The organism is Aestuariivivens sp. NBU2969 (assembly GCF_019931125.1).
Classification (GTDB): Bacteria; Bacteroidota; Bacteroidia; order Flavobacteriales; family Flavobacteriaceae; genus Aestuariivivens; species Aestuariivivens marinum.
Map to the genome: position 1 here is coordinate 285476 of NZ_JAIOUU010000002.1, position 22780 is coordinate 308255.

19 protein-coding genes are annotated in these 22780 nt (G+C 35.5%); 11 read left to right on the plus strand and 8 right to left on the minus strand.

From position 1 onward, the window contains the following. Positions 1–18: 18 nt before the first annotated feature. From K7G79_RS02905 to K7G79_RS02915, 3 genes are all read right to left on the minus strand, one after another. Entirely contained in the window at positions 19–882 is an 864-nt protein-coding gene (locus tag K7G79_RS02905; protein ID WP_223548969.1) for a GLPGLI family protein, read from the minus strand. A gap of 102 nt (positions 883–984) precedes the next feature. Continuing rightward, the gene (locus tag K7G79_RS02910; protein ID WP_223548971.1) at positions 985–1845 is read right to left on the minus strand and encodes a GLPGLI family protein; all 861 of its coding nucleotides are present in this window, start codon (positions 1843–1845) and stop codon (positions 985–987) included. 103 nt (positions 1846–1948) lie between these two features. Continuing rightward, positions 1949–2803, minus strand: a complete 855-nt coding sequence (locus K7G79_RS02915; protein ID WP_223548972.1) for a GLPGLI family protein — start codon at positions 2801–2803, stop codon at positions 1949–1951. 123 nt (positions 2804–2926) lie between these two features. Between K7G79_RS02915 and K7G79_RS02920 the strand changes: the two genes are divergently transcribed. The 4 genes from K7G79_RS02920 to K7G79_RS02935 are packed head-to-tail and all read left to right on the plus strand — an operon-like array spanning position 2927 to position 6538. Next, positions 2927–4432 (plus strand): sensor histidine kinase KdpD, encoded by a 1506-nt coding sequence (locus K7G79_RS02920; RefSeq protein WP_223548974.1) that lies wholly within the window; start codon positions 2927–2929, stop codon positions 4430–4432. Further along, the gene (locus tag K7G79_RS02925; protein ID WP_223548976.1) at positions 4425–5108 is read left to right on the plus strand and encodes a response regulator transcription factor; all 684 of its coding nucleotides are present in this window, start codon (positions 4425–4427) and stop codon (positions 5106–5108) included. Before K7G79_RS02920 ends, K7G79_RS02925 begins: the two co-directional genes overlap by 8 nt. A gap of 34 nt (positions 5109–5142) precedes the next feature. Continuing rightward, positions 5143–5922 (plus strand): hypothetical protein, encoded by a 780-nt coding sequence (locus tag K7G79_RS02930; RefSeq protein ID WP_223548978.1) that lies wholly within the window; start codon positions 5143–5145, stop codon positions 5920–5922. Between the two features lies 1 nt (position 5923). Continuing rightward, positions 5924–6538, plus strand: coding sequence for a deoxynucleoside kinase (locus K7G79_RS02935; RefSeq protein WP_223548980.1), 615 nt, complete (start codon positions 5924–5926; stop codon positions 6536–6538). Here K7G79_RS02935 and K7G79_RS02940 read toward each other — a convergent pair. The 3 genes from K7G79_RS02940 to K7G79_RS02950 form a co-directional block, all read right to left on the minus strand. Further along, positions 6535–7530, minus strand: a complete 996-nt coding sequence (locus K7G79_RS02940; RefSeq protein ID WP_223548982.1) for an App1 family protein — start codon at positions 7528–7530, stop codon at positions 6535–6537. The two genes, K7G79_RS02935 and K7G79_RS02940, sit on opposite strands and share 4 nt — an antisense overlap. Before the next feature lie 108 nt (positions 7531–7638). Then, positions 7639–10032, minus strand: a complete 2394-nt coding sequence (locus tag K7G79_RS02945; protein ID WP_223548984.1) for a sodium-translocating pyrophosphatase — start codon at positions 10030–10032, stop codon at positions 7639–7641. A 127-nt stretch (positions 10033–10159) separates the two neighbouring features. Further along, on the minus strand, positions 10160–10687 hold the full coding sequence (locus K7G79_RS02950; protein ID WP_223548986.1) for an inorganic diphosphatase: 528 nt from the start codon (positions 10685–10687) through the stop codon (positions 10160–10162). Between the two features lie 131 nt (positions 10688–10818). Here K7G79_RS02950 and K7G79_RS02955 point away from each other — a divergent pair, with 131 nt between their 5' ends. The 3 genes from K7G79_RS02955 (at position 10819) to K7G79_RS02965 (ending at position 14595) form a co-directional block, all read left to right on the plus strand. Further along, entirely contained in the window at positions 10819–13035 is a 2217-nt protein-coding gene (locus tag K7G79_RS02955) for a M1 family metallopeptidase (protein ID WP_223548988.1), read from the plus strand. 35 nt (positions 13036–13070) lie between these two features. Next, positions 13071–13562 (plus strand): YdcF family protein, encoded by a 492-nt coding sequence (locus K7G79_RS02960; protein WP_223548990.1) that lies wholly within the window; start codon positions 13071–13073, stop codon positions 13560–13562. Positions 13563–13719: 157 nt separating this feature from the next. Continuing rightward, on the plus strand, positions 13720–14595 hold the full coding sequence (locus K7G79_RS02965) for a hypothetical protein (RefSeq protein ID WP_223548992.1): 876 nt from the start codon (positions 13720–13722) through the stop codon (positions 14593–14595). Between the two features lie 135 nt (positions 14596–14730). On the opposite strand, the gene K7G79_RS02970 is transcribed toward K7G79_RS02965, so the two are convergent. Together K7G79_RS02970 and K7G79_RS02975 are read right to left on the minus strand one after the other, a co-directional pair. Continuing rightward, the gene (locus K7G79_RS02970) at positions 14731–17235 is read right to left on the minus strand and encodes a DUF5686 and carboxypeptidase-like regulatory domain-containing protein (RefSeq protein ID WP_223549038.1); all 2505 of its coding nucleotides are present in this window, start codon (positions 17233–17235) and stop codon (positions 14731–14733) included. 63 nt (positions 17236–17298) lie between these two features. Further along, positions 17299–18276, minus strand: a complete 978-nt coding sequence (locus K7G79_RS02975; protein ID WP_223548994.1) for a pyruvate dehydrogenase complex E1 component subunit beta — start codon at positions 18274–18276, stop codon at positions 17299–17301. A 234-nt stretch (positions 18277–18510) separates the two neighbouring features. Here K7G79_RS02975 and K7G79_RS02980 point away from each other — a divergent pair, with 234 nt between their 5' ends. The 4 genes from K7G79_RS02980 (at position 18511) to K7G79_RS02995 (ending at position 22592) form a co-directional block, all read left to right on the plus strand. Continuing rightward, entirely contained in the window at positions 18511–19257 is a 747-nt protein-coding gene (locus K7G79_RS02980) for an electron transfer flavoprotein subunit beta/FixA family protein (RefSeq protein ID WP_223548995.1), read from the plus strand. 95 nt (positions 19258–19352) lie between these two features. Then, positions 19353–20312, plus strand: coding sequence for an electron transfer flavoprotein subunit alpha/FixB family protein (locus tag K7G79_RS02985; RefSeq protein WP_223548997.1), 960 nt, complete (start codon positions 19353–19355; stop codon positions 20310–20312). A 122-nt stretch (positions 20313–20434) separates the two neighbouring features. After that, positions 20435–21046 (plus strand): bifunctional nuclease family protein, encoded by a 612-nt coding sequence (locus K7G79_RS02990; RefSeq protein WP_223548999.1) that lies wholly within the window; start codon positions 20435–20437, stop codon positions 21044–21046. A 10-nt stretch (positions 21047–21056) separates the two neighbouring features. Further along, positions 21057–22592, plus strand: a complete 1536-nt coding sequence (locus K7G79_RS02995) for a NupC/NupG family nucleoside CNT transporter (protein ID WP_370634182.1) — start codon at positions 21057–21059, stop codon at positions 22590–22592. The last annotated feature ends 188 nt before the right edge of the window (positions 22593–22780 follow it).

Genomic DNA, 22780 nt, shown 5'->3' on the forward strand with positions numbered 1-22780 from the left:
AAAACATAAATGAAGCCCTTACCTTCTTCCCAGTCGATTGTCCCTGAACTCTCTCATTTTATTAATAACAATCTCTTGATACTCCTTTTTGGTAACCTCTTCTCCTTTACTAGGCTTATCAATTTCTTCTTTTTCATCAGGATTATAAATTATCTTGGAACAAAGTATAACGGTATTACCTGCACTAACCTCCAAAATCAATCCAGGAAGCCCATTATATTCCAATGGACCATGGGCAGCAGGTATTTGCGGAGAGTACCAAGCTAAAACCTGGGTTAATTGAATATTATCCTTATCCATTAAATCCATATTTGATTCAGCTTCCTTATTTATAGTATCATTATGCTGGGCATTTGTCCTATCTATGTTACTCAATCTATCCCAAGAGAACGACCACCATTCTAATTCTGAACTAGGTACCACTGCAGTAGCCTTAAAACAAGTATAGTTTCCAATCTGTTTTGTTTCAGAACCTAAATTCCATTTTAGTGACTGTAAATTATCTTTAATTAAAAACCTCTTACCATAAAATTCCTGATGTTGAAGTAATGTATTTGTTTTTACATTTTTATATAACTTACCAGGAGAAAAGTTTTTGCCCCAAGAGTCTGTTGCTCCCGATATTCCATCCAATTTTTCAATTTCTTTATAAATTGACTCTTCTTTATTGAATGCTAACAGATATGTCTTTTCAAGTCTATTTTTCAGTCGTGACTCTATTTGCTTTTTTTGTTGCTCACTCATACGAGCACCAAAACTACCAAGTTCCATTTTGGTCTTCTTATAATAATATGCTTTACCTTGAAAACTCTGAGCACTAAGAGTTTTATTTATAAATAACACTAACGAAAAAGCTAATAATCTTATTAATATTTTCTTCATAATTAATATAATTTTTTGTTTAACAAATATAAGTATTTATTAAACAATATATTAGCTTTAACATTTAATTATTATTTTCAAGACTAATCATCTTTCTATACCTTATCTTCGTCCTCCTCTGCCCCTAAACATCTCTCGCATTTCCTCAGTTTTTTTATTTACAATCTTATCATATTCTGTTTGTGACACTTCTTTTCCTTTTGATGGCATTTTTATAACCTCTTTTTCTGATGGATTCAAAATAATTTTAGAACACAAAATGGTTGTTCTATCAACATTTAGCTCCAATATTAATCCTGGTAAACCCCAATATACATCAGGACCCTGATTAACTGGTATTTGTGGTGTATACCAAGCAGTTACAAAAACTTTTCTAGGCGTTTTGGTATTATCATTATTTTCATCGTTTTGAGTATTTGTTGAGTCTTTTGGTTTTTCGTTACTTGGTCTTCTCCTGAAGCTATTAAAATCGAAACCCGTTACTTGTTTTACGGCGGTGGCCTTAAAACAAGTATATTGACCAATAGTTTTAGTTTCTAAACCCAATTGCCAATCCAGCTTGCTTAAACTATCCTTTACCAAAAATTGCTTTCCAAAAAACTCTTGTTCTTGCAACAACTGTTGCGATTTCACATTTTTATATAAATCGCCTCCAGTACTACTCATCATACCAAATCGGAAGCCTCGCCCTTGTCCAGGTGCATCCAAACGCTCTTCTTCTTTGTATAGGGATTCCGACTGATTAAAATTAAGTATGAAAGTTTTTTCTAAGGCACTTTTCATACGGTCGGCTATTTGTTTTTTACGCTCTTCACTTAATTGCCCACCACCAAAATTACTCATGTCTACAGTAGTTTTCGATTCATAATAGGCCTTTCCTTGGAAATCTTTTTGGGCAAATGAATTTAAAGTAGTTAGGATAAAAATAATTGAAAGTCGAATTTTAATTACACGGCGCACCATTGGTCTAATTTTTTATTAGTTTTTTAAAACTAACACATTATCCCTCTTAGACCAAAACCAGAGTACTAGGTTTAATTATTAAAACGTTAAATTATTCTTAAAACTAACCGCTAATTCTTATTTCAAGTTCCTGAGCACCATCATCCCTAACTCTACGGTTATCGCGCATACGATCCTGCATTTCGTTCATCTTCTTCTCCATAATTGCATCGTATTTCTCTTGATTCATTTTATCACCCTTTTTAGGCTCAACGATACGCACACCTTTTTCTGGATTCAACACAATCTTACTGCAAATTATAGTTGTTGTGCCATCATTAATCTCTAAAATCAACCCGGGTAAGCCATGATAATTTGCTGGTCCGTTATTTACTGGAATTTTAGGTGCATACCAAGCCACAACTTCCTGCATTCTTGTTTCTGGATCATTGTTTTCCTCTTCAGCATCCAAATCCCTATCTCCATTCATACTAATTCTTGTACGCATTATGGGTACTTCGATCATTTTAGTCGCCTTAAAGCATTCATACGCTCCAATAAATTTCTTTTCATTGGTTAAAGTCCAATCGTGTTTTTGTAATTCATCTTGAATTAAAAACAATCGACTAAAGGATTCATTCTGATTGGTAAATCGATTTTCTTTTAAGTTTTTATACAAAATATCTGAATCTCCCGAACTTACAATAATAACTTCCATACCCATTGGTTGTCGGGGTCCTAGCTCTTTATCCTCCTTGTAAATAGATGCCGATTTGTTAAAGCTCAAAAGATAAGTTTTCTGGAATTGCTTTTTCATCATATCCATCATGCGTTGGTGCATTTCAGAATTCATCTGGGTACTGTCTAATTGAATATCCAATTTGCGGGACGATTTGTAGGTAGCAATACCCTGAAAATCCTGAGCAAAAGTATGTTGCATTTGGCAGAACGCCAGGCATATAATAATTAACTGTTTCATTTTTTGATTTGATTTTGATTTAACAGTACAAAAATGGAAGATTCATATCAATAAAAGCGTTAACTAGTGTTAACTAGTGTTAAGCGATTAGTTTTCTTTAGTTTTTACTTCTATTTTTGAATTATGAAGAACATGAAATACAGTTGGTTGCTCTACTCTATTGTACTTGTAATTATAACCACAATTGGCATTCAGGTGTATTGGAATTACAAAAACTATCTTATAAACAAACAGCAATTAACTAATGATGTGCAACAGTGTACTGATGGTGCTATTGAAACCTATTTTGCCAATCTTGCAGAAAAAAGCACTATTGCCTATGCTATAGAAAGCGAATCGACTGACAGCCTGTTTGACAACAACAAAGAGATAGACAGTATTTTAAAAACTATTAGATTAAAAGCTCATAAAACCATAAATATAGATTCAATTCCAAGAGAATTCACTGAAAATGTCTCCATTTTTAAAAGCAAAAGTGTTGATTCTTTATTTGGTATTTTACATAACGGTTATAGTGATTCAACACAACTTACTACAAGAAAATTTTCTGTAAAGGATTCTGGATCAATTTTTAATTACAAAGATTTTCGAAGATTAACCACTAAAGTCATTATTTCAATGACCAATGACAATATACAACTTAATACCATAGATAGTCTTTTCAACAAAGCATTACTAAGAAAACAAATTGACCTTGATTATGGAATAACCCTAGAATCGCCTTTAAAAATAATTCAGAAACTAAAACCTGAAAATATTAATTCCTCAAGCTTAAATGTTATTTCTAGTTCTAATTATTTGCCTCAAGACACTAAACTAAAAGTATATTTTAACAACACCACAAAAACCATTTTAAAGCGAAGCCTGTTTGGCATTTTAATATCTACTCTTTTAGTACTAGCCATTGTAAGCTGTTTATTTTTCCTATTAAAAATCATAAAGCACCAAAAGCAACTGGCCGAAGTAAAAAACGACTTAATAAGCAATATTACACACGAGTTTAAAACCCCAATAGCTACTATTGGTGTAGCATTAGAAAGTATCAACAACTTTAATGTTATTAATGATAAAGCTAAAACCAAAACATATTTAGATATGTCTTCCAACCAACTAAACAAATTAAATATTATGGTTGAAAAACTATTGGAAACAGCAACTTTAAACAGTGAGACCCTAGAACTCAAAAAAGAAAATCTGAATTTGGCCAACTTACTGGAAATCCTAGTGACCCGCTATAAAATGCAACATCAAGATAAAGCATTCATTCTTAGCAACTATTCTGATATACAAAATATTTATGCTGATGCCTTTCATATTGAAAATGCACTAAACAACATTTTGGACAATGCTGTTAAATATGGTGGTAACAGTATTGAAATCTATTTAACTCAAGACAAGGCCAATCTCAACATTTCCATTTTAGATAATGGAAACAACTTAAAAAAAGCCAACAAAGACAAAATATTTGAAAAGTTTTACCGCGTGCCTAAGGGAAACACCCACGACATTAAAGGTTTTGGCATAGGACTTTACTATACCAAAACCATAATAGAAAAACACAATGGCTCAATAAAAGTTGATGTGTCTAACCACAAAACCACTTTTAAAATTATTCTTCCAAATGGATAATACGACCACGATACTTTTAGCAGAAGATGAACCAGCATTGGGACAAATTATAAAAGAGAGCTTGGAAACCCGAAATTTTAAGGTACTGCTGTGTGAAAATGGGATAGATGCATTTGACGTGTACCAAAAGGAAAATCCCGAGCTGTTGGTTCTAGACGTGATGATGCCAAAAAAAGATGGATTTACTTTAGCAAAAGACGTAAGAGCTTTAGATGACACCATTCCCATTATTTTTTTAACGGCCAAATCGCAAACCCAAGATGTGGTTGAAGGCTTTACCATTGGTGGCAACGATTATTTAAAAAAACCCTTTAGTATGGAAGAGCTTATTGTTCGTATTAACAATTTATTAAACCGAACTAAGCTACAGAAAGCAAGTACAATTTTACATTTAGGGCACTATAAATTTAATTTCCCTAAGCAGTTGCTTCAATACAAAGAAGAAACCCAAGTACAATTAACCCACAGGGAAGCTCACTTGTTGTTCCATTTAATTAAAAATAAAAATCAGGTATTGGATCGCTCATTAATACTAACAAAACTATGGGGCAATGATGATTTTTTTAGTGCGCGAAGCATGGATGTGTTCATCACCAAACTACGTAAAAAGCTAAGTTCGGACGAGAACATACAAATCATTAACGTACGTGGATTTGGCTATAAGTTAATTTGCTAAATGTGGTTTGATTTTTGTATTTTTCATGTCGCACATGAAAACGCTATTTTACTTATTTTTATCATTTCCATTATCTTTAGTTTCCCAAGAAACTATAGCAACCACACTTATCAAAAAAACGAAATTAGAAATCGAAACCTTCGTAGGCATTGATAATTTTAAATCGACTTACTATATTCAAAATAATGTCTTTTATAAAAATTCGGCTTTAAAAACCATAAGCTATAATAATTTACAGTTAGGTAATCTAACCAGTATTTATATTTTTAATCCACTTAAAATCAATTTGTTTTACAAAGACTTCAATACCGTTATTATTTTAGATAATAGATTGGCCGAAATATTTAAAATCGATTTTAATACCGTTTCAGAATATAGAAATGTGACACATGTATCTACCGGACATGACAATACACTTTGGCTGTTTAACCAAGATACCCAACAATTGGAGCTTTACGATTATAAAGCCAATTATACAAAAGCCAAAACCCTACCTGTACAAACCGAGACTTTAGATTTAAAAAGTAACTACAACACCTGTTGGTTACTCACTAAAGAGTATTTATATGTATACAATTATTTTGGTAGTTTATTGGCAAAAATGAAAAACAACGGTTATACACAACTCTCTGAAAACAACAATAATCTCTACTTAAAAAAGGAGAATAGTTTATTTTATTTAAAGCAAGGCAAAGGAACCCCTGCACCTATTGAAACCTCAAATTTGTTGATAAATCAGTTTTTTGCAACCAACGAAACCTTGTATATTTACGATTCTAAATTTCTTTACGAATACCATTTAAAATTAAAGTAACATGCACATTGCAATTGCTGGAAACATAGGAGCCGGAAAAACAACACTCACAAAGCTTTTGGCTAAACACTATAGGTGGGAACCTCAATTGGAAGATGTTGTAGACAATCCCTATTTGGATGATTTTTACAACCAAATGGAACGCTGGAGCTTTAATTTGCAAGTATACTTTTTAAATAGCCGTTTTCGTCAAGTGTTACAAATAAGGAAAAGTGGTAAGGATATTATTCAAGATAGAACCATCTATGAAGACGCCCACATTTTTGCTCCCAATTTACATGCTATGGGCTTGATGACCAACAGGGATTTTGAAAATTACCGTCATCTATTCGATTTAATGGAGTCCTTGGTTCAGGGACCCGATTTATTAATTTATTTACGAAGTTCCATTCCTAATTTGGTATCTCAAATACATAAACGCGGCCGTGATTACGAAAACTCTATAAGCATTGATTATTTAAGTCGTTTGAACGAACGCTATGAAGCTTGGATTCATGGTTACAACAAAGGTAAATTATTGATTATAGATGTTGACAAACTTAACTTTGTAGATAACCCTGAAGATTTAGGAAATGTTATCAATAGAATTGATGCCGAAATACACGGCTTATTTTAATTTATAAACCCATGTTTTTTGGCATGTATTATGGCTTGTTCACTACTTTCCATAAACAGTACGGGAGTGGATTCAAAACCTTCATATAAACTAGAGACACGCAACGTTCTCTTTTGGTGGTTTACACTTCTTAAATAAATTGCCAAAATACGGTTAGGGTACTGCCGAGCAATTTCCAAATAAATATCCGGATCATATTCACCACTATCTCCCATAAGTATAAAATTTAATTTTGGATAGGTCTTTAAAAGGTTTAAAATTTCTTTTTGCTTTTGAGGTTTTTCCGTTTTCTTTTTTGAAAACGGCTTCGGGAAATTTCTTAGAATTATAGGTCCTTTTGGAAAATGATTTTTCTTTAAAAAATATTCCAAATAACGATATAAGTTCCATGGGCTATGGCTTACATAAAAAATAGGATTGGCTTCTTCTCCTGTTTTACCTTGGTGCAATAAATTATAAAATTCTGGTGCACCTTCCAAAGGCAAACGCTTAGCTGCTGAAGTCAATAATGTGTTAAAGACAACACGCCATTTTAAAACAGACACCAAACCTGTATGCAATATAGTATCGTCTATATCGCTTATCACTCCAAATGAAGCCGTTTGGGAGGGAATAAGCATTTCTCCCGGGAAACAATTTTTAGATTGTATATCCCTTTTCAACTGACTTTCTTCATAGGAGAGTTCAAAAGTCACCCAACCCTCACTATTGGCAAAATTACCAATACCTTCTATCGTTTCATCAAACAAAAAATAACCGTCATTATCGGTTTTTACATAAAAAGGATGGTTGTCACCCAATCTAATTCTAATTTTTGAATTTTTTATTTCGTCTGTTTCAAATCGTTTCCAAGCATTAAAAAGTAACTTAAAAGCTCCTTTCTCCTCTAAATTGATATTCTCATCTTCAATAGCCCTTCCCCTTAAGTAAACATGATTAGAAGTTCCATAAGTTTGAAAAACAATAATTTGAAGCGGATCTTTTTTAAACATATAATCGTCTACTAAATCTTAATTTGGTGGTTAAAAAATAAAAAAACCACATCGTTCCTTTCTGGTTAGCGGAAAGAAGATGTGGTTTTAATTTTAAACTTGAAAAGGTTAGCGCGTAACCTCTTCTTTAATGTCTTCAACAACTTTGTCTTTTACCGTATGCACATTAGTTTTTAAAGCTTCTATACTGTTTTTAACCTCACCTTCTGTACCCTCAAAAGTTTCATAAGCTGTGAACGTTTCTCCATTTTTAGTAGTTACTGTAGTTACAACAGCCGTAACAGTTCCATCATCGTTAGTCGTCATTTTAACTTTAACTTCCTTAAACACCTCTTCAACTTCGCTTGTACTGCTATTATAAGCTGTTAACGTATCGGATGTCATTGCAATACTAGGGGCAATTACCAAGGCCACAACACTCATTAATTTTAACAAAATATTTAATGAAGGTCCTGAAGTATCTTTAAAAGGGTCACCTACTGTATCGCCTACAACAGCTGCCTTATGGGCATCGGTTCCTTTACGACCTTCTTCCTCTATTGTTTTTTTAGCATTATCCCATGCACCTCCAGCATTGGACTGAAAAATTGCCATAAGTACGCCACAAGTAGTTACACCGGCCAAAAGACCACCTAACATTGCTGCACCTCCTAAAAATCCAACGGCAACAGGTACCGCTAATGCCAATAATCCTGGTAATACCATTTCTTTAATGGAAGCTGTTGTAGAAATTTCCACACATTTTTCGTATTCAGCATAACCATCGGCCTCGTCAAATATTTTTCTATCTTCCTCAGTAGCTTTGCTCATATTCGAATCATACTTACGCATCACTTCTAAAGCTTGTTTTAGTTGAGGGATATCCCTGAACTGGCGACGTACTTCTTCAATCATGGCCATAGCCGCACGCCCAACAGCATTCATAGACAGAGCAGAAAAAACAAATGGCAACATACCTCCCACTAATAACCCTGCCATGATTTTAGGTTGAGATACATCGATTGCTGTAACACCTGCAGTCTTCATAAATGCAGCAAATAATGCCAATGCGGTTAGCGCTGCTGAAGCGATAGCAAAGCCTTTTCCAATTGCAGCAGTTGTATTTCCTACAGCATCCAATTTATCGGTACGTTGACGCACTTCACTTGGCAATTCTGCCATTTCAGCAATTCCACCAGCATTATCTGAAATCGGTCCATAAGCATCTACAGCCAATTGAATTCCTGTATTGGCAAGCATACCAACAGCTGCAATAGCAATACCATATAATCCAGCATAGTAGTGCGATACTAAAATAGCAGCAGCAATCAATATTATTGGAAGTGCTGTTGACATCATTCCTACACCCAAACCGGCAATGATATTTGTAGCAGATCCCGTTTCAGATTGTTTAACAATAGACGATACAGGTTTTGTTCCTGTTGCTGTATAATACTCTGTAACTTTTCCAACACAAAAACCAGCAATTAAACCTGCAAGTGTGGCACAAAATACGCCAAAAGAACCATAAGGCAACCCTTCAACAGTTTCAGGCAGCATTATATCAATTATAAAATAAGATGCAATAATCATTAATAACCCAGAACCAAACTCACCTAAATTAAGGGCTTTATGAGGTGACCCTCCGTCTTTAACCCTTACTAACAGTGTTCCTATAATAGACATCACAATACCAACAGCCGCAAGCACCAATGGCAAATAAACGGCGCCCAATCCTCCATATTCTGGGGTAAAGATAAAAGCTCCCAATACCATAGTACCAATAATAGACCCTACATAAGATTCAAATAAATCGGCTCCCATACCAGCAACATCGCCTACGTTGTCTCCCACGTTATCTGCTATAGTTGCAGGATTTAATGGATGATCCTCAGGAATTCCAGCCTCAACCTTTCCAACCAAATCGGCTCCCACATCTGCCGCTTTAGTATAAATACCGCCACCCACACGGGCAAAAAGCGCAATAGAAGATGCCCCAAGAGAAAAGCCAGAAAGCACATTTAAAACCATAGGGATATTTTCTGAACCCGGCCATATATTTTGATAAATTATAAATAAGCCGCTTAGGCCCAACACACCTAATCCAACCACACCAAGCCCCATAACTGAGCCACCAGCGAAAGCCACTTCTAAGGCTTTTCCTAAGGATGTTCTAGCTGCTTGTGTTGTCCTTACATTGGCTTTAGTAGCTACACGCATACCAATAAATCCTGCTAAAGCTGAACAAATAGCTCCAACCACAAAAGATAAAGCAACCATACCATGGGAACCTTCTTCAGAATTTCCCTTAAAGAATAACAGTATGGCTACTGCAATCACAAAAATTGCTAAAATTCTGTATTCGGCTTTTAGAAATGACATAGCACCATCTGCTATATGTTTTGCGATATTGGCCATCTTTTGCGAACCAACATCTTGTTTGGTAATCCAAACGTTTTTTATAAAAACAAAAAGGAGACCTAAAGCTCCAAAAGCAGGTAAAAATCTTAATAATAATTCCATTTTTTTAGATTAGTTGTTAGTAAAAAAAAATTAACGGAGCTAAAAATAGGAAAATATAAGTGATAAAAAAAACCACCTTAAATTAAAGATGGTTTAATTTTTTTAGGCTGAATTATTAATCTTTCAATTAGATAGTAAACGTTCTTTTTTTCTTGTGTTCACTTTCTTCATAACGCTTCACACATTTAAGGTAAATTTCCTCTGCTTCTTTAGCATTACCCCATCCACCAACATCAACTTTTTTCTTTTCTAAATCCTTGTACACTTGAAAAAAGTGTTCTATTTCCTTTAAACGATGTGGATTCAAATGGGTTATATCACTACGTTGACTCCAAACAGGATCAGATACGGGCACACAAATAATTTTCTCGTCTGGTCCTTTTTCATCTGCCATATGAAATACCCCAATAGGCCTAACCTCCATAACTACCATAGGGTAAGAAGGCTCTGTTGATAAAACCAATACGTCTAAAGGGTCTTGGTCCAGCGCCAATGTTTCTGGTACAAACCCATAATCTCCAGGGTACATCATAGAAGAAAACAAAGTACGGTCGAACCTAATTTTATGTAAAGTAAAATCGTATTCGTATTTATTTCTACTTCCTTTGGGTATCTCTATCAATACATCAAATGTTATTTTTTTATTTTCGCTCATATACTTTAGTCTTAAAAGACTGCAAATGTACTGAACACTTCAAGTTTAAACAACAATTAAAGCCTAGATTTATACTTTATTTCTTACCTTGGCAAACTTATTTTATTTTGAATGTGACTAACTCAAATACTATGAAAACTATTTTAATCTGTTATTGTGCTTTATTTTTTCTGAATATGCAAGCACAAACACAACCTTGGCAAGGTAAATTTGAACCCATTGACCATATGATTGCGCCGCCTAATAGCTACCGAACGGCCAGTGGCGCCCCTGGAAAAGCCTATTGGCAACAACGTGCCGATTATAACATAAAGGTAACTTTAGACGAAACCAATAACACCATTTCAGGTAATGAGACCATAACATACTATAACAACTCCCCAGACGATTTAAACTATCTGTGGATTCAGTTGGAACAAAACGTTAATAAAAAAGGGAATCAGGATTTTGGGGGTATTAGCAATGATTTAAAAGATGGCATCACCGCAAGGAACATGCAATTTTTAACTAGAGCTATAGATTTCCCTGCTGGTTATTCCATTAAATATATAAAGGACAATTCAGGCAACTCTTTGAAATTCTTGATAAACAATACCATGATGAAAGTGTTATTGAACACACCGTTAAAATCAGGAAGCTCTTTAACGTTCTCAATTGGGTGGTCTTATACTATTACCGATCGCAGTATGTTTAAACTATCCAGGGAAGGTTACGAATATTTCCCTAGTGATGACAATACCGTTTATTTAATTGCACATTGGTTCCCAAGAATGGCGGTATATAATGACACCGAAGGCTGGCAAAACCAACAATTTCAAAGGCTGGGTGAATTTGCTCTGGAATTCGGGGATTATGAGGTTGAAATCACCGTACCCGAAGACCATATTGTAGCTTCAACAGGAACATTACAGAATGCAGAAGATGTACTTAGCAAAACACAGCGTGACCGATTGGAGAAAGCAAGGCAATCGTTTGACCAACCCATTTTAATTGTAACTGAAGAAGAAGCCAAAGCCAACGAAAAGACAAAAACAAAAAAACAGAAAACATGGCGATTTAAAGCTAAAAATGTACGTGACTTTGCCTTTGCCTCATCACGGAAATTTATATGGGACGCCCAAGCGGTTAAATTACCTACCAATACGGTTATGGCCATGTCGTTTTACCCAAAGGAAGGCATGCCTGTATGGCAAGAAGAATCGACCAAAGCCATTAAACATGCTTTAGAAGTTTATTCTGAAGCGACTTTTGATTATCCTTATCCTGTTTGTATTTCGGTAAACACTTCTAATATTGGCATGGAATTTCCCATGATTAGTTTTAATGGGGGAAGGCCGAAAAATGGACAAATGACCAAAAATGCAAAAGCGGGTATGATAGGCACTATTATACATGAGGTGGGCCACAATTGGTTTCCTATGATTGTTAGCTCAGACGAACGTAAGTGGATGTGGATGGACGAAGGTCTAAACACCTTTTTGCACCAACGTACAGTTGCAGAACGTTATCCCGATTTTAGCAGCACCACGCCTAAAAGCATTGTGCCTTTCATGAGTGGTGATAAAAATATTTTACGCCCTATCATGACGACTTCCGATAACGAACTGCTGAGTCAGTTTGGATCCAACTTCTACAGAAAGCCTACCGTAGGGTTGCAAATGCTAAGAAACTCTATTGTTGGCAAAGAATTGTTTGATGCCGCCTTTAAGGAATACGCCAACCGCTGGAAATACAAGCATCCCAATCCAGGAGACTTGTTTAGGACCCTTGAAGATGCGACAGCCACCGATTTGGATTGGTTTTTTAGGGGCTGGTTTTTTACCACAGACCATGTGGATATGGAATTAAGCAATGTTACATGGTTTAAGGTGTATGAAGCTGAGCAAAACATTGAAAACCGCAAGCAAAACATACAATTAAAATCAGAAAACCAAGACACGCGAGTAGCAACACAAGATTTCTCAGATGGCCCTGAGGTAATTAAAATGAGCGCCACACCAGATGATGCTTATGGTGGTTTTTTATCCAGATTGGACGAAGAAGCAGTAAGACAGCAGCTATTGGGCAAAAACCTCTATGAGGTTAACATTAAAAATGTAGGTGGCTTGGTCATGCCCGTCACCATTGAATGGACATACACCGATGGCTCTACCGAAATAGACCGATTGCCAGCCGATATATGGCGCAGAAACGAATACGAAGTCAAACACACCTTTGTTAAGGATAAAGAGGTTAAGACCGTAACACTCGATCCCAATTTTGAGTTTGCTGATACCAATACGGACAATAACAGTTTTCCAAAAAGTGAATCGCAAAGTGTGTTTGATCGATTTAAAAACAATCAATAACTCGAATTAATGCCGTAAAAAGATTCTGCATCATCATGCCAACCGAAATAGTAATTGTCTTGGGATCGCCCAATGGCCCTCATGGTGAGTTAAGTGATATAGCCTTAAGTCGGTTAAATTGTTGTTTAGCCCATTTTAAGGACAATATGAAAATCCTTTGTACGGGTGGTTGGGGCGAACATTTTAATACGTCCCAACAACCTCATGCCTTTTATTCCAAGCAATACCTTATAAGTAAAGACATACCCGAAAGTGCTTTTTTAGAATTTGCATTATCAAAACATACAGTGGAAGATGCCGTAAAAGCTCATGAGATTATCTCTAAATTGGATGCTGTTGCTTTAACTGTTATTACATCGGACTTTCATTTAAAACGAGTGAAACTGATCTTTAATGCCGTTTTTAAAAAATATGCCATAGAATATATAGGAGCCAAAAGTAATCTAGACCAAGCCCAGTACAAGTCCCTATTGGCCCATGAAGAAAAAGCGGTACAGTCTATTTTAAAACATGGGCTTTATTTTTAGAAGGACCCGTTGGCTTTGTAAAAATTTTCGGCTACCTTCGTTTTGCTTTTGTATATATCATTAAAGCGACTCTATATCCACTATAGTTAGGCATTATTAAATAAAAAATATAAGCTCCAAGTTTTAAAATTTCTATACAATAAACTAAATTTATTTAATGAGAATTTCATCTTTACTAATCGTATTTCTACTTTCATTCACTATATCAAATGCACAAATTTCTGTTCAAACAGTTGCATACTGGGACTTGAATGAAGAATATTCTTTTTCGGGAAGCTATGACAATTACAAGGTCAAAAATCAGGACACCATTTATCTCTCAAAAATGAACTATGATGTAAACATTAAAGTTTTAGGCCAAACAGATTCAACATACACCATTCGATGGATATACCATAATCACAAATTTATTCAAGGAACGGAATTAGCTAGAAAACTCTCTGGAGGTAAAGACACAATTCAAGTAGTTTTTAAAACAAATGAACTTGGAGCTTTTAAAAAGATCCTGAATATTGAAGAATTAACTGAATATTACAGAGAAAAATTCAATTCATTATCGAATACATATGCTGATGACAAACAAACATTAGAAGCCATAAATTCAGCTCGAAAACAATTTGAAAATCCTGAATACATATTAACGAATTCAATTAAAGACATATCAAGTTTTTACACATTTCACGGAGCTAAGTATGATTTAAATGAAGAATACAATGGAAATTTGAAAACAGTAAACAACTATGACACCAATAATCCATTTGATACAAAAGTAACGGTTTGGCTTGATGAAATTGACTCCGAAAACAACAATTATATCTTAAGAACTTATCAAAATGTTAACGAAAATCAGTTAAAAAAAGTCGTAGCAAAAAAACTGAATATCCCAGAAGATCAAATACCAGAATTAAAAAACGAAACCTATGTTACTAATAGAATTCATGGATCTGGATGGACAACGTATATGATTTTCACTAGAGAGGTTACATCACTTGATGATAAATCTGTTGAGGAGTATATTATCCAAATGAAATAATAACACTTAACATAGCAAATAAAAATAGTTTATTTACTCTAGAACATCAATTAAAATCGAAAATCAACTAAATGATAAAAACATTCTGCATACTGAATGAAATTATTTTTCATAAACCTGAATGCTAAACAACCTTTAAAAATAAAACCCAAAACTACCCGTTACGCCAAATTTTCGAGCATCGGGGTTTAGCACAGGATCTTTATAATTGCCCCTAAAGTTAAAATCGATACGAAAGACCTTAAAAATATTACCCACCCCTAAACTGTACTCGTAATAGGGTTTATCGTTAGGGGCAATTAACGGAATGTTATTCGGGTTGTTGGTCGTGTTTAAAGCAATATTTTCTTGGGAAATCTCTCCCCAAACACCTCGTATACTAATAATCTCCCTTAAATTAAGCTTACGCAAAAGTGGCACTCTGGAAAAGAACCTGCCATTAAAATTATGTTCAAAATGAAAGGACGTATAGGTATCACTTACAAACTCATAAAAATCGAGTTGTGAAAAGGTATTGTAAATGGAGAAATAAGATTGGTTTCCAGGAATAACGCTCAGTAAGCCCAAGGGCACTTCACCAAAGGTTTTTCCAGCTTCCACGGTAGTTACCAAACGTCCAAAACCGCCCACTTGCCAAGGCTGCACATAAGAGAATTGTACTTTGGTATAATCGAAATCACTATTAAATAGGCTTTTATCGCCTCGACTCACTTGGGCAAACAAACGTGCAAAATCATCATTGGCAGTTTTGCGTTCCACGCCAAAACCGGTCATTTTACGCTTAGGAAAATAGGATAAGGAAAAGGTGGTTTCATATTGTTTGATCTCAGATTCTACCCCGGTTGGTGTATTATAATCTAAGCTAAAAGTTGGTGATGCCGATTCTAAAGTACGGTAATTACCGCCCAATCTAAAAATAAGGTTTCGCCAAGGTTCTGCTTCAACAGCAAAACTCGTTAGGTTAATAGAGGTTAACTTATCGTTGGCACTGGTGCCCACTACCGACGATGATGCCAAACTACGCCCCAATACATCGGTAGAGGTGGTTAAACTGGCTCCTATTTGTTCCACATCGCGACGGTTCCCTCCAGAAATAATAAGTCGGCTTTTTTTATCCAACAACCATTTCCCCGAAATACCATATTTAAATTTATCATCTCTAAAACCATAGGCCACAAAGCCTTCCATACGCCAAAGGTCATTTCTTCCAAAATAGGTGCGTCCACCAGTTCGTAAGCGTAAGCCTTCTACCTCATTAAAACCAAATGTTGAAAAGATGGGGCCATAATCTAAGGGCAAGCTATTAAATTCAATATAACCCGATGCCAAAATACTTCCCAAATTGTAAAGCTGTTTAAACTTTTTAACCGTCTTTAGGGTATCCAACATTTTATAAACCCCTTTTTCATCTTTGCTAAGTGCTTCTAACCTATTGGCATCCCAAAACGCATCGTCCCTATCGTAAATATCCTGATCGTAATTATAAACCTCGGTATCGTAGAACTTTTCGTCTTTCTTAATATCAAATTGGTAATTGTCGTAGAGTGTGGTGCGCTTACCATAAATACCGCGGGAGGCTTCCTTTTTGTTGAATGCAAAGTCGCTCATCATATAATCGCGCTTTACCAAAAACAGTGAGTCGTTCAACACTTCAAACTCCTGCTCAATATAAATTTCCTTTACCCAGTTAATGTTTGCACTTTTGGAAGCCTGCATATTGATTTCCTTGATGGCATAGGTGGTATCTGCTACCCAAAAATCACCTTTAAAGGTGAGTTCGTTTTTTCGGCGCGGGTAATAAATAATATTATAGCACCATTTATTGTCGATATAGGTGCTATCGGACAACACATAGTTATAGGTATTAATTCCTGTTCTAGACAGTGGACTCACAAAACTTTTATCGAAAAATTTTAAATAGTTATCGTATACATTAAAATCGGAGTAGAGGTCACCTACAAAATCAATAATAACCTGATTATCACTAAAACCAGAGTTTTTATTTCCCTTTAACACCTCCTTTTTCTTATTAGAGTTATTATCGCCATAAACTTTCGATATAGCCTCATTAATAAACATAGGAAGGTATGTCTTTCCTGTCACCCGAGACGTATCCACCTCATTGAAGACAAATTCCATACCCCTAAACAATTTGCTTTTTATTAAGGCACTATCGATGGTATTGATGTCGAACTCTACTTTTTCGTATTTATCGTATTCGTACTGCTTAAACTGCTTTAAGCCATTGCTACGTTTATTAGCCCATATTTTGCGTAAAATATCTATGGCCGGATTATTTTTTTTAGATTGTTTCCCAGAAATAATAACCACCTCACCCAACTGTGCCGTTTCTTCTTTTAATATAAATCTTAAATTGTAGTTTACCCTTTTTTCTAAAGGAATATTTAAGATCTCATAGCCTATAAACGATACGGTTAAGGCATCCCATGTTTCATCGGACTCCAAATAAAACTTACCATTTTCATCGGTAATCGTCCCTTTTGTAGAGCCTTTAAAAATGACATTGGCAAAGGAAATTGGAGCATCATATTCATCAAAAACATAACCACTTACCTTGGTTTGGGCAAACGTAGAACTGCTTATGAAAAAAAACAGGAGTATAAGTCGTTTTATGTTCATCATACAAAAAAACTCCATCAACAAATATGCTAATGAAGTTTATATAACGTAAAAAAATTATATTTATTTGTAAAGCACCTTTTTAACGGCCTTTATAACATCGTTACTATTTGGCAACCATTCTTCCAATAATACAGGAGAATATGGTGCAGGCGTATCGGCTGTGTTTAATTTAATTATTGGTGCATCTAAATAATCAAAAGCTTCGTTCTGTACCACATAAGTAATTTCAGAAGCGACATTTGCAAATGGCCAAGCTTCTTCTAAAATGACCAAACGATTGGTTTTTTTAACCGACTCTATAATAGCATTCTTATCCATAGGTCGAACGGTACGCAAATCGATTATCTCACAGGAAATACCTTCCTTTTCCAATACATCTGCAGCTTTATGGGCTTCTTTTATTATTTTCCCAAAAGATACAACAGTTACATCGGTACCTTCTCGCTTGACATCGGCAACACCAAGTGGCAAAATATATTCTCCTTCTGGCACTTCACCTTTATCTCCGTACATCTGCTCACTCTCCATGAAAATCACTGGGTCATCATCTCTAATAGCTGCTTTTAATAAGCCTTTAGCATCGTAAGGTGTAGAAGGCACAACCACTTTTAAACCAGGAGTGTTGGCAAACCAGTTTTCAAAAGCTTGTGAGTGAGTTGCACCAAGCTGTCCCGCCGAAGCCGTTGGCCCACGAAATACGATAGGACATTTAAACTGTCCTCCAGACATTTGTCTAATCTTAGCGGCATTGTTTATTATTTGATCAATTCCAACTAGAGAAAAGTTAAAGGTCATGTATTCTACTATGGGTCTATTGCCTGTCATAGTTGACCCCACAGCAATTCCTGCAAACCCAAGCTCAGCAATAGGAGTATCTATAACACGCTTAGGTCCAAACTCGTCCAACATACCTTTAGACGCTTTATAGGCACCATTGTATTCTGCTACTTCCTCTCCCATTAAATACACACTCTCATCCCGGCGCATCTCTTCACTCATGGCCTCACAAATAGCCTCTCTAAATTGAATAGTCTTCATTTAATCTGTTTTTTATCGAATTGCAAAAATAATAATTAATGCCATAATCTCTTTAAAAGAATTATGTAATTTTATTATGCGTGCATAGTAAATAATCGAAATAAAATATTTACCTTCGTATCCTAAAATTAATCGTTCTTTTTTAGCTTTAACCCGCAATTTTTTCTTGAAATCAAATATAAAAGCACTTGGCTGGGTTACGGTTAAATACAATCTTTAAAAAGTATTTAAAAAATGAAGATATTAGTATGTATTAGTCATGTTCCGGACACTACATCGAAAATCAATTTTACAGAAAATAACACCAAATTTGATACTAATGGTGTGCAATTTGTTATAAATCCTAACGATGAATTTGGTTTAACCCGTGCCATGTGGTTTAAGGAAAAACAAGGTGCAAATGTAACAGTTGTTAATGTTGGTGGCCCAGAAACTGAACCTACCCTACGCAAAGCCTTGGCCATTGGTGCCGATGCAGCCATTAGGATAAATACCCCGGCAACTGACGGATTTTCTGTAGCAAAGCAATTGGCGAAAGTGGTTGAAGATGGCGATTTTGACTTAGTAATTACCGGCCGCGAATCTATCGACTATAACGGTGGCATGGTACCAGGTATGATTGCAGGGTTGACCAATATGAATTTTGTAAATAAATGTATTGGCTTAGAAATTAATGATGGTATCGCCCAAGCTGTTCGTGAAATTGATGGCGGTAAAGAAACGGTTTCTACAACATTACCATTGGTCGTTGCTGGTCAAAAAGGGTTGGTGGAAGAAAGTGATTTGCGTATACCTAATATGCGTGGCATTATGATGGCGCGACAAAAACCACTAACAATTACTGAACCCATAGAATCTAAAGTACATACAACTTCAGTATCTTATGAAAAACCTGCACCAAAAGGCGCCGTTAAGCTGGTAGCTTCAGATAATTTGGATGAATTGATTGATTTGCTTCATACAGAAGCTAAGGTGATTTAAATTGGTAAAACTTGTTCTTTGAGGCTCTCGAAATGAACAATTAAACAATTTCAAGGCACTTCAAGAGCCTCAGTGCCCAAACAACTGTAATAATTATGTCTGTTTTAGTATATACCGAATCCGAACAAGGAGCATTTAAAAAAATAGCTTTCGAAGTGGCATCTTACGCTAAATCTGTTGCCAACCAATTAGGCACAACCGTTACTGCGGTTACTATTAATGCCGATAATACCAATGAACTGAGCAACTATGGTGTTGATAAAGTTTTAAGTATAGTCCATTCACAATTAGATTCGTTTAATGCAAAGTCTTACGCTGAAGCCATACAACAAGCTGCCGAAAAAGAAGGTGCTAAAGTGATAGTTGTTAGCGCTTCAGCAAACAGCAAGTATATGTCACCGTTTTTGGCTGTTGGACTGCAAGCAGGTTATGTATCAAATGTAGTAGCCGCTCCCACAAGCTTATCACCTTTTGTTATAAAACGTAGTGCTTTTACCAATAAGGCTTTTGAATTAACACAAATAAATACTGAGATAAAGATTATTGGTATTTCCAGTAACTCTTTTGGGTTGGTTGAAAACAAAAGTGACGCTACTAAAGAAGCTTTTTCTCCTACACTTTCAGAAAACACCATTAAAGTTGAGTCTGTTGATAAAGCCACAGACAAAGTGACCATTGCTGATGCCGATATCGTTGTTTCTGGAGGGCGTGGCTTAAAAGGTCCTGAAAACTGGGGCATGATAGAAGAACTAGCCAATATATTGGGTGCTGCCACGGCATGTTCCAAACCTGTATCCGATTTAGGATGGAGACCACATAGCGAACACGTTGGGCAAACAGGTAAACCTGTAGCTTCAAATTTGTATATTGCTATAGGTATTTCTGGTGCCATTCAGCATTTGGCAGGAATAAACGCCTCAAAGGTTAAAGTCGTTATCAATACAGATCCAGAAGCACCTTTCTTTAAAGCTGCAGACTATGGTGTTGTAGGTGATGCATTTGAAGTCGTACCAACTTTGATTGAAAAATTAAAGGCCTTTAAAGCACAACAATAAATTATTTTTTTATAACTTGTATAACCGTATTAGAACTGCTTAAGTTAGCATAAAATTTCCAAATTCTGCCTTGGCAGTTGGTAAAGTCCTAATTTAAACAGTTCTTTGCGTTTTTATAATTTATGAGCTTAGTAAGGTTAAACATAAAAGGCATTTCGTATAGCCAAACACAAAACGGTGCTTATGCACTTATTTTAAATGAAGTTGATGGTGACCGCAAATTACCCATAGTTATTGGTGCCTTTGAAGCGCAATCTATTGCCATTGCACTTGAAAAAGAAATTCGTCCACCCAGACCCTTAACCCACGATTTGTTTAAAAATTTTGCAGATCGATTTGATATTGTTGTAAAGCAAGTGATTATTCACAAATTAGTTGATGGCGTATTTTATTCCAGCTTAATTTGTGAACGGGACAAAATTGAAGAAATAATTGATGCACGTACGAGTGATGCCATTGCATTGGCATTACGTTTTGACGCCCCTATTTTCACGTACAAAAACATTTTGGATAAAGCTGGCATTTATTTAAAAGTCAATCCGAAAAAAGACGACGATGAACAAGAAGACAGTGTTTTGGTTGACGATTTAATGGCAGATGAATTAGAGGAAGTTCCAAAAGAAACCTACAAAACCAAAAGTTTAGAGGAGCTCCATAATCTTTTAGATGAAGCTGTTGCAAATGAAGATTATGAAAAGGCTGCCAAAATTCGCGACGAGATTTCCAAACGATAACCCTTGATTTATGAAGCAGTTTCGATTATTCTTTTTCATCTTGTTGCTATGCTTTTTCACTAATTTACACGCTCAAGATGGTAATACTCCTATTGCTTCGGATAGCACAATTACAATAGAAAGTACTGCGGTAAAAGATTCCATCGCCCAAATGGAAAACACAATAATAACCGAAACTACTGAGACCCAAATTTCATCAAAAATAAATTCAGAAACGCCTCAAACGTTGATTCCTAGTCAAGGCTTTTCTTTTAAAAGTTTATGGCATGGTGTTTTAGGAATGATTTCCTTAATCTTTATTGCGTTTCTATTTAGTAAAAACAGAAAAGGCATTAATTGGAAAACCGTTGGACTAGGATTAGGAGCTCAAGTCTTACTGGCCATTGGAGTTTTAAAGGTTTCTTTTATACAATTGACTTTTGAGTGGGTAGGAGGTCGATTTGTGGACATACTTAACTTTACAATGGCTGGCACAGAATTTTTATTTAACTCTTTTGTTTCTAAAGAACTGGAAAGCTCTCTTGTCAATTTTGCAATAACCATACTACCTACAATAATATTCTTTTCTGCCTTAACGTCCGTTTTATTCTATCTAGGTGTTATCCAAAAAATAGTTAAGGGTCTTGCATGGTTGTTAACTAAACTTTTGCAAATTTCAGGAGCGGAAAGTTTGAGTGTAGCTGGTAATATCTTTTTAGGTCAGACAGAATCTCCCCTAATGATAAAAGCTTATTTGGAAAAAATGAATCGTTCTGAAATACTGCTTGTCATGATAGGCGGTATGGCAACTGTTGCTGGCGGCGTTTTAGCTGCTTACATAAAATTTTTGGGGGCAGGAGATCCAGTGATGGAAATATTTTATGCTAAGCATTTATTGGCTGCCTCTGTTATGGCTGCCCCTGGTGCTGTTGTAATTTCTAAAATCCTTTATCCACAGACAGAAAAAATAAATTCTCAAATAAAAGTAACCAAGGACAACATTGGTTCAAATATTCTAGATGCAATTGCCAATGGTACTTCAGAAGGTTTAAGGCTGGCAGTTAATGTTGGTGCAATGTTGCTAGTGTTTTTAGCTTTTATCGCTATGATTAATGGTATATTAGGGTGGGTTGGAAATGTAACTACTTTAAATACTTGGATTGTAGATAATACAACTTATGATGCGTTTTCATTAGAGTTTTTGCTGGGCTATTTATTTGCTCCTGTTATGTGGTTAATTGGTGTTCCTTTGGATGACATGACACTTATGGGACAACTACTTGGCATTAAATTAGTAGCTAGTGAATTTATTGGATATATTCAGTTAGCCGATTTAAAAAACATGTCGAACGTCATTCACCTCAACAATGAAAAATCAATCATCATGGCCACCTATATGCTTTGTGGATTTGCCAATTTTGCCTCCATTGGCATTCAAATAGGAGGTATCGGCTCTTTAGCACCTGGACAACGCAAAACCTTATCTCAATTTGGCATGAAAGCCCTTATTGGTGGTACTATAGCCTCTTTGGTTTCTGCTACGATTGCTGGGATGATTATAGGGTAAAACACTTTCTGCGAAAGCAGGAAATCTAGTCGACCAACTCTCTTTTGCAACGTTAATAACTTTTTAATATTTAGGCTTATTAAAATCCATTCTGAAAACATCATTTTGTTTAAATTCGTCCATGCCTAATCATGTTTGATTATACAACTAATTTTTAACTAATTGAGAGATTCCTGTTTTTCACAGGA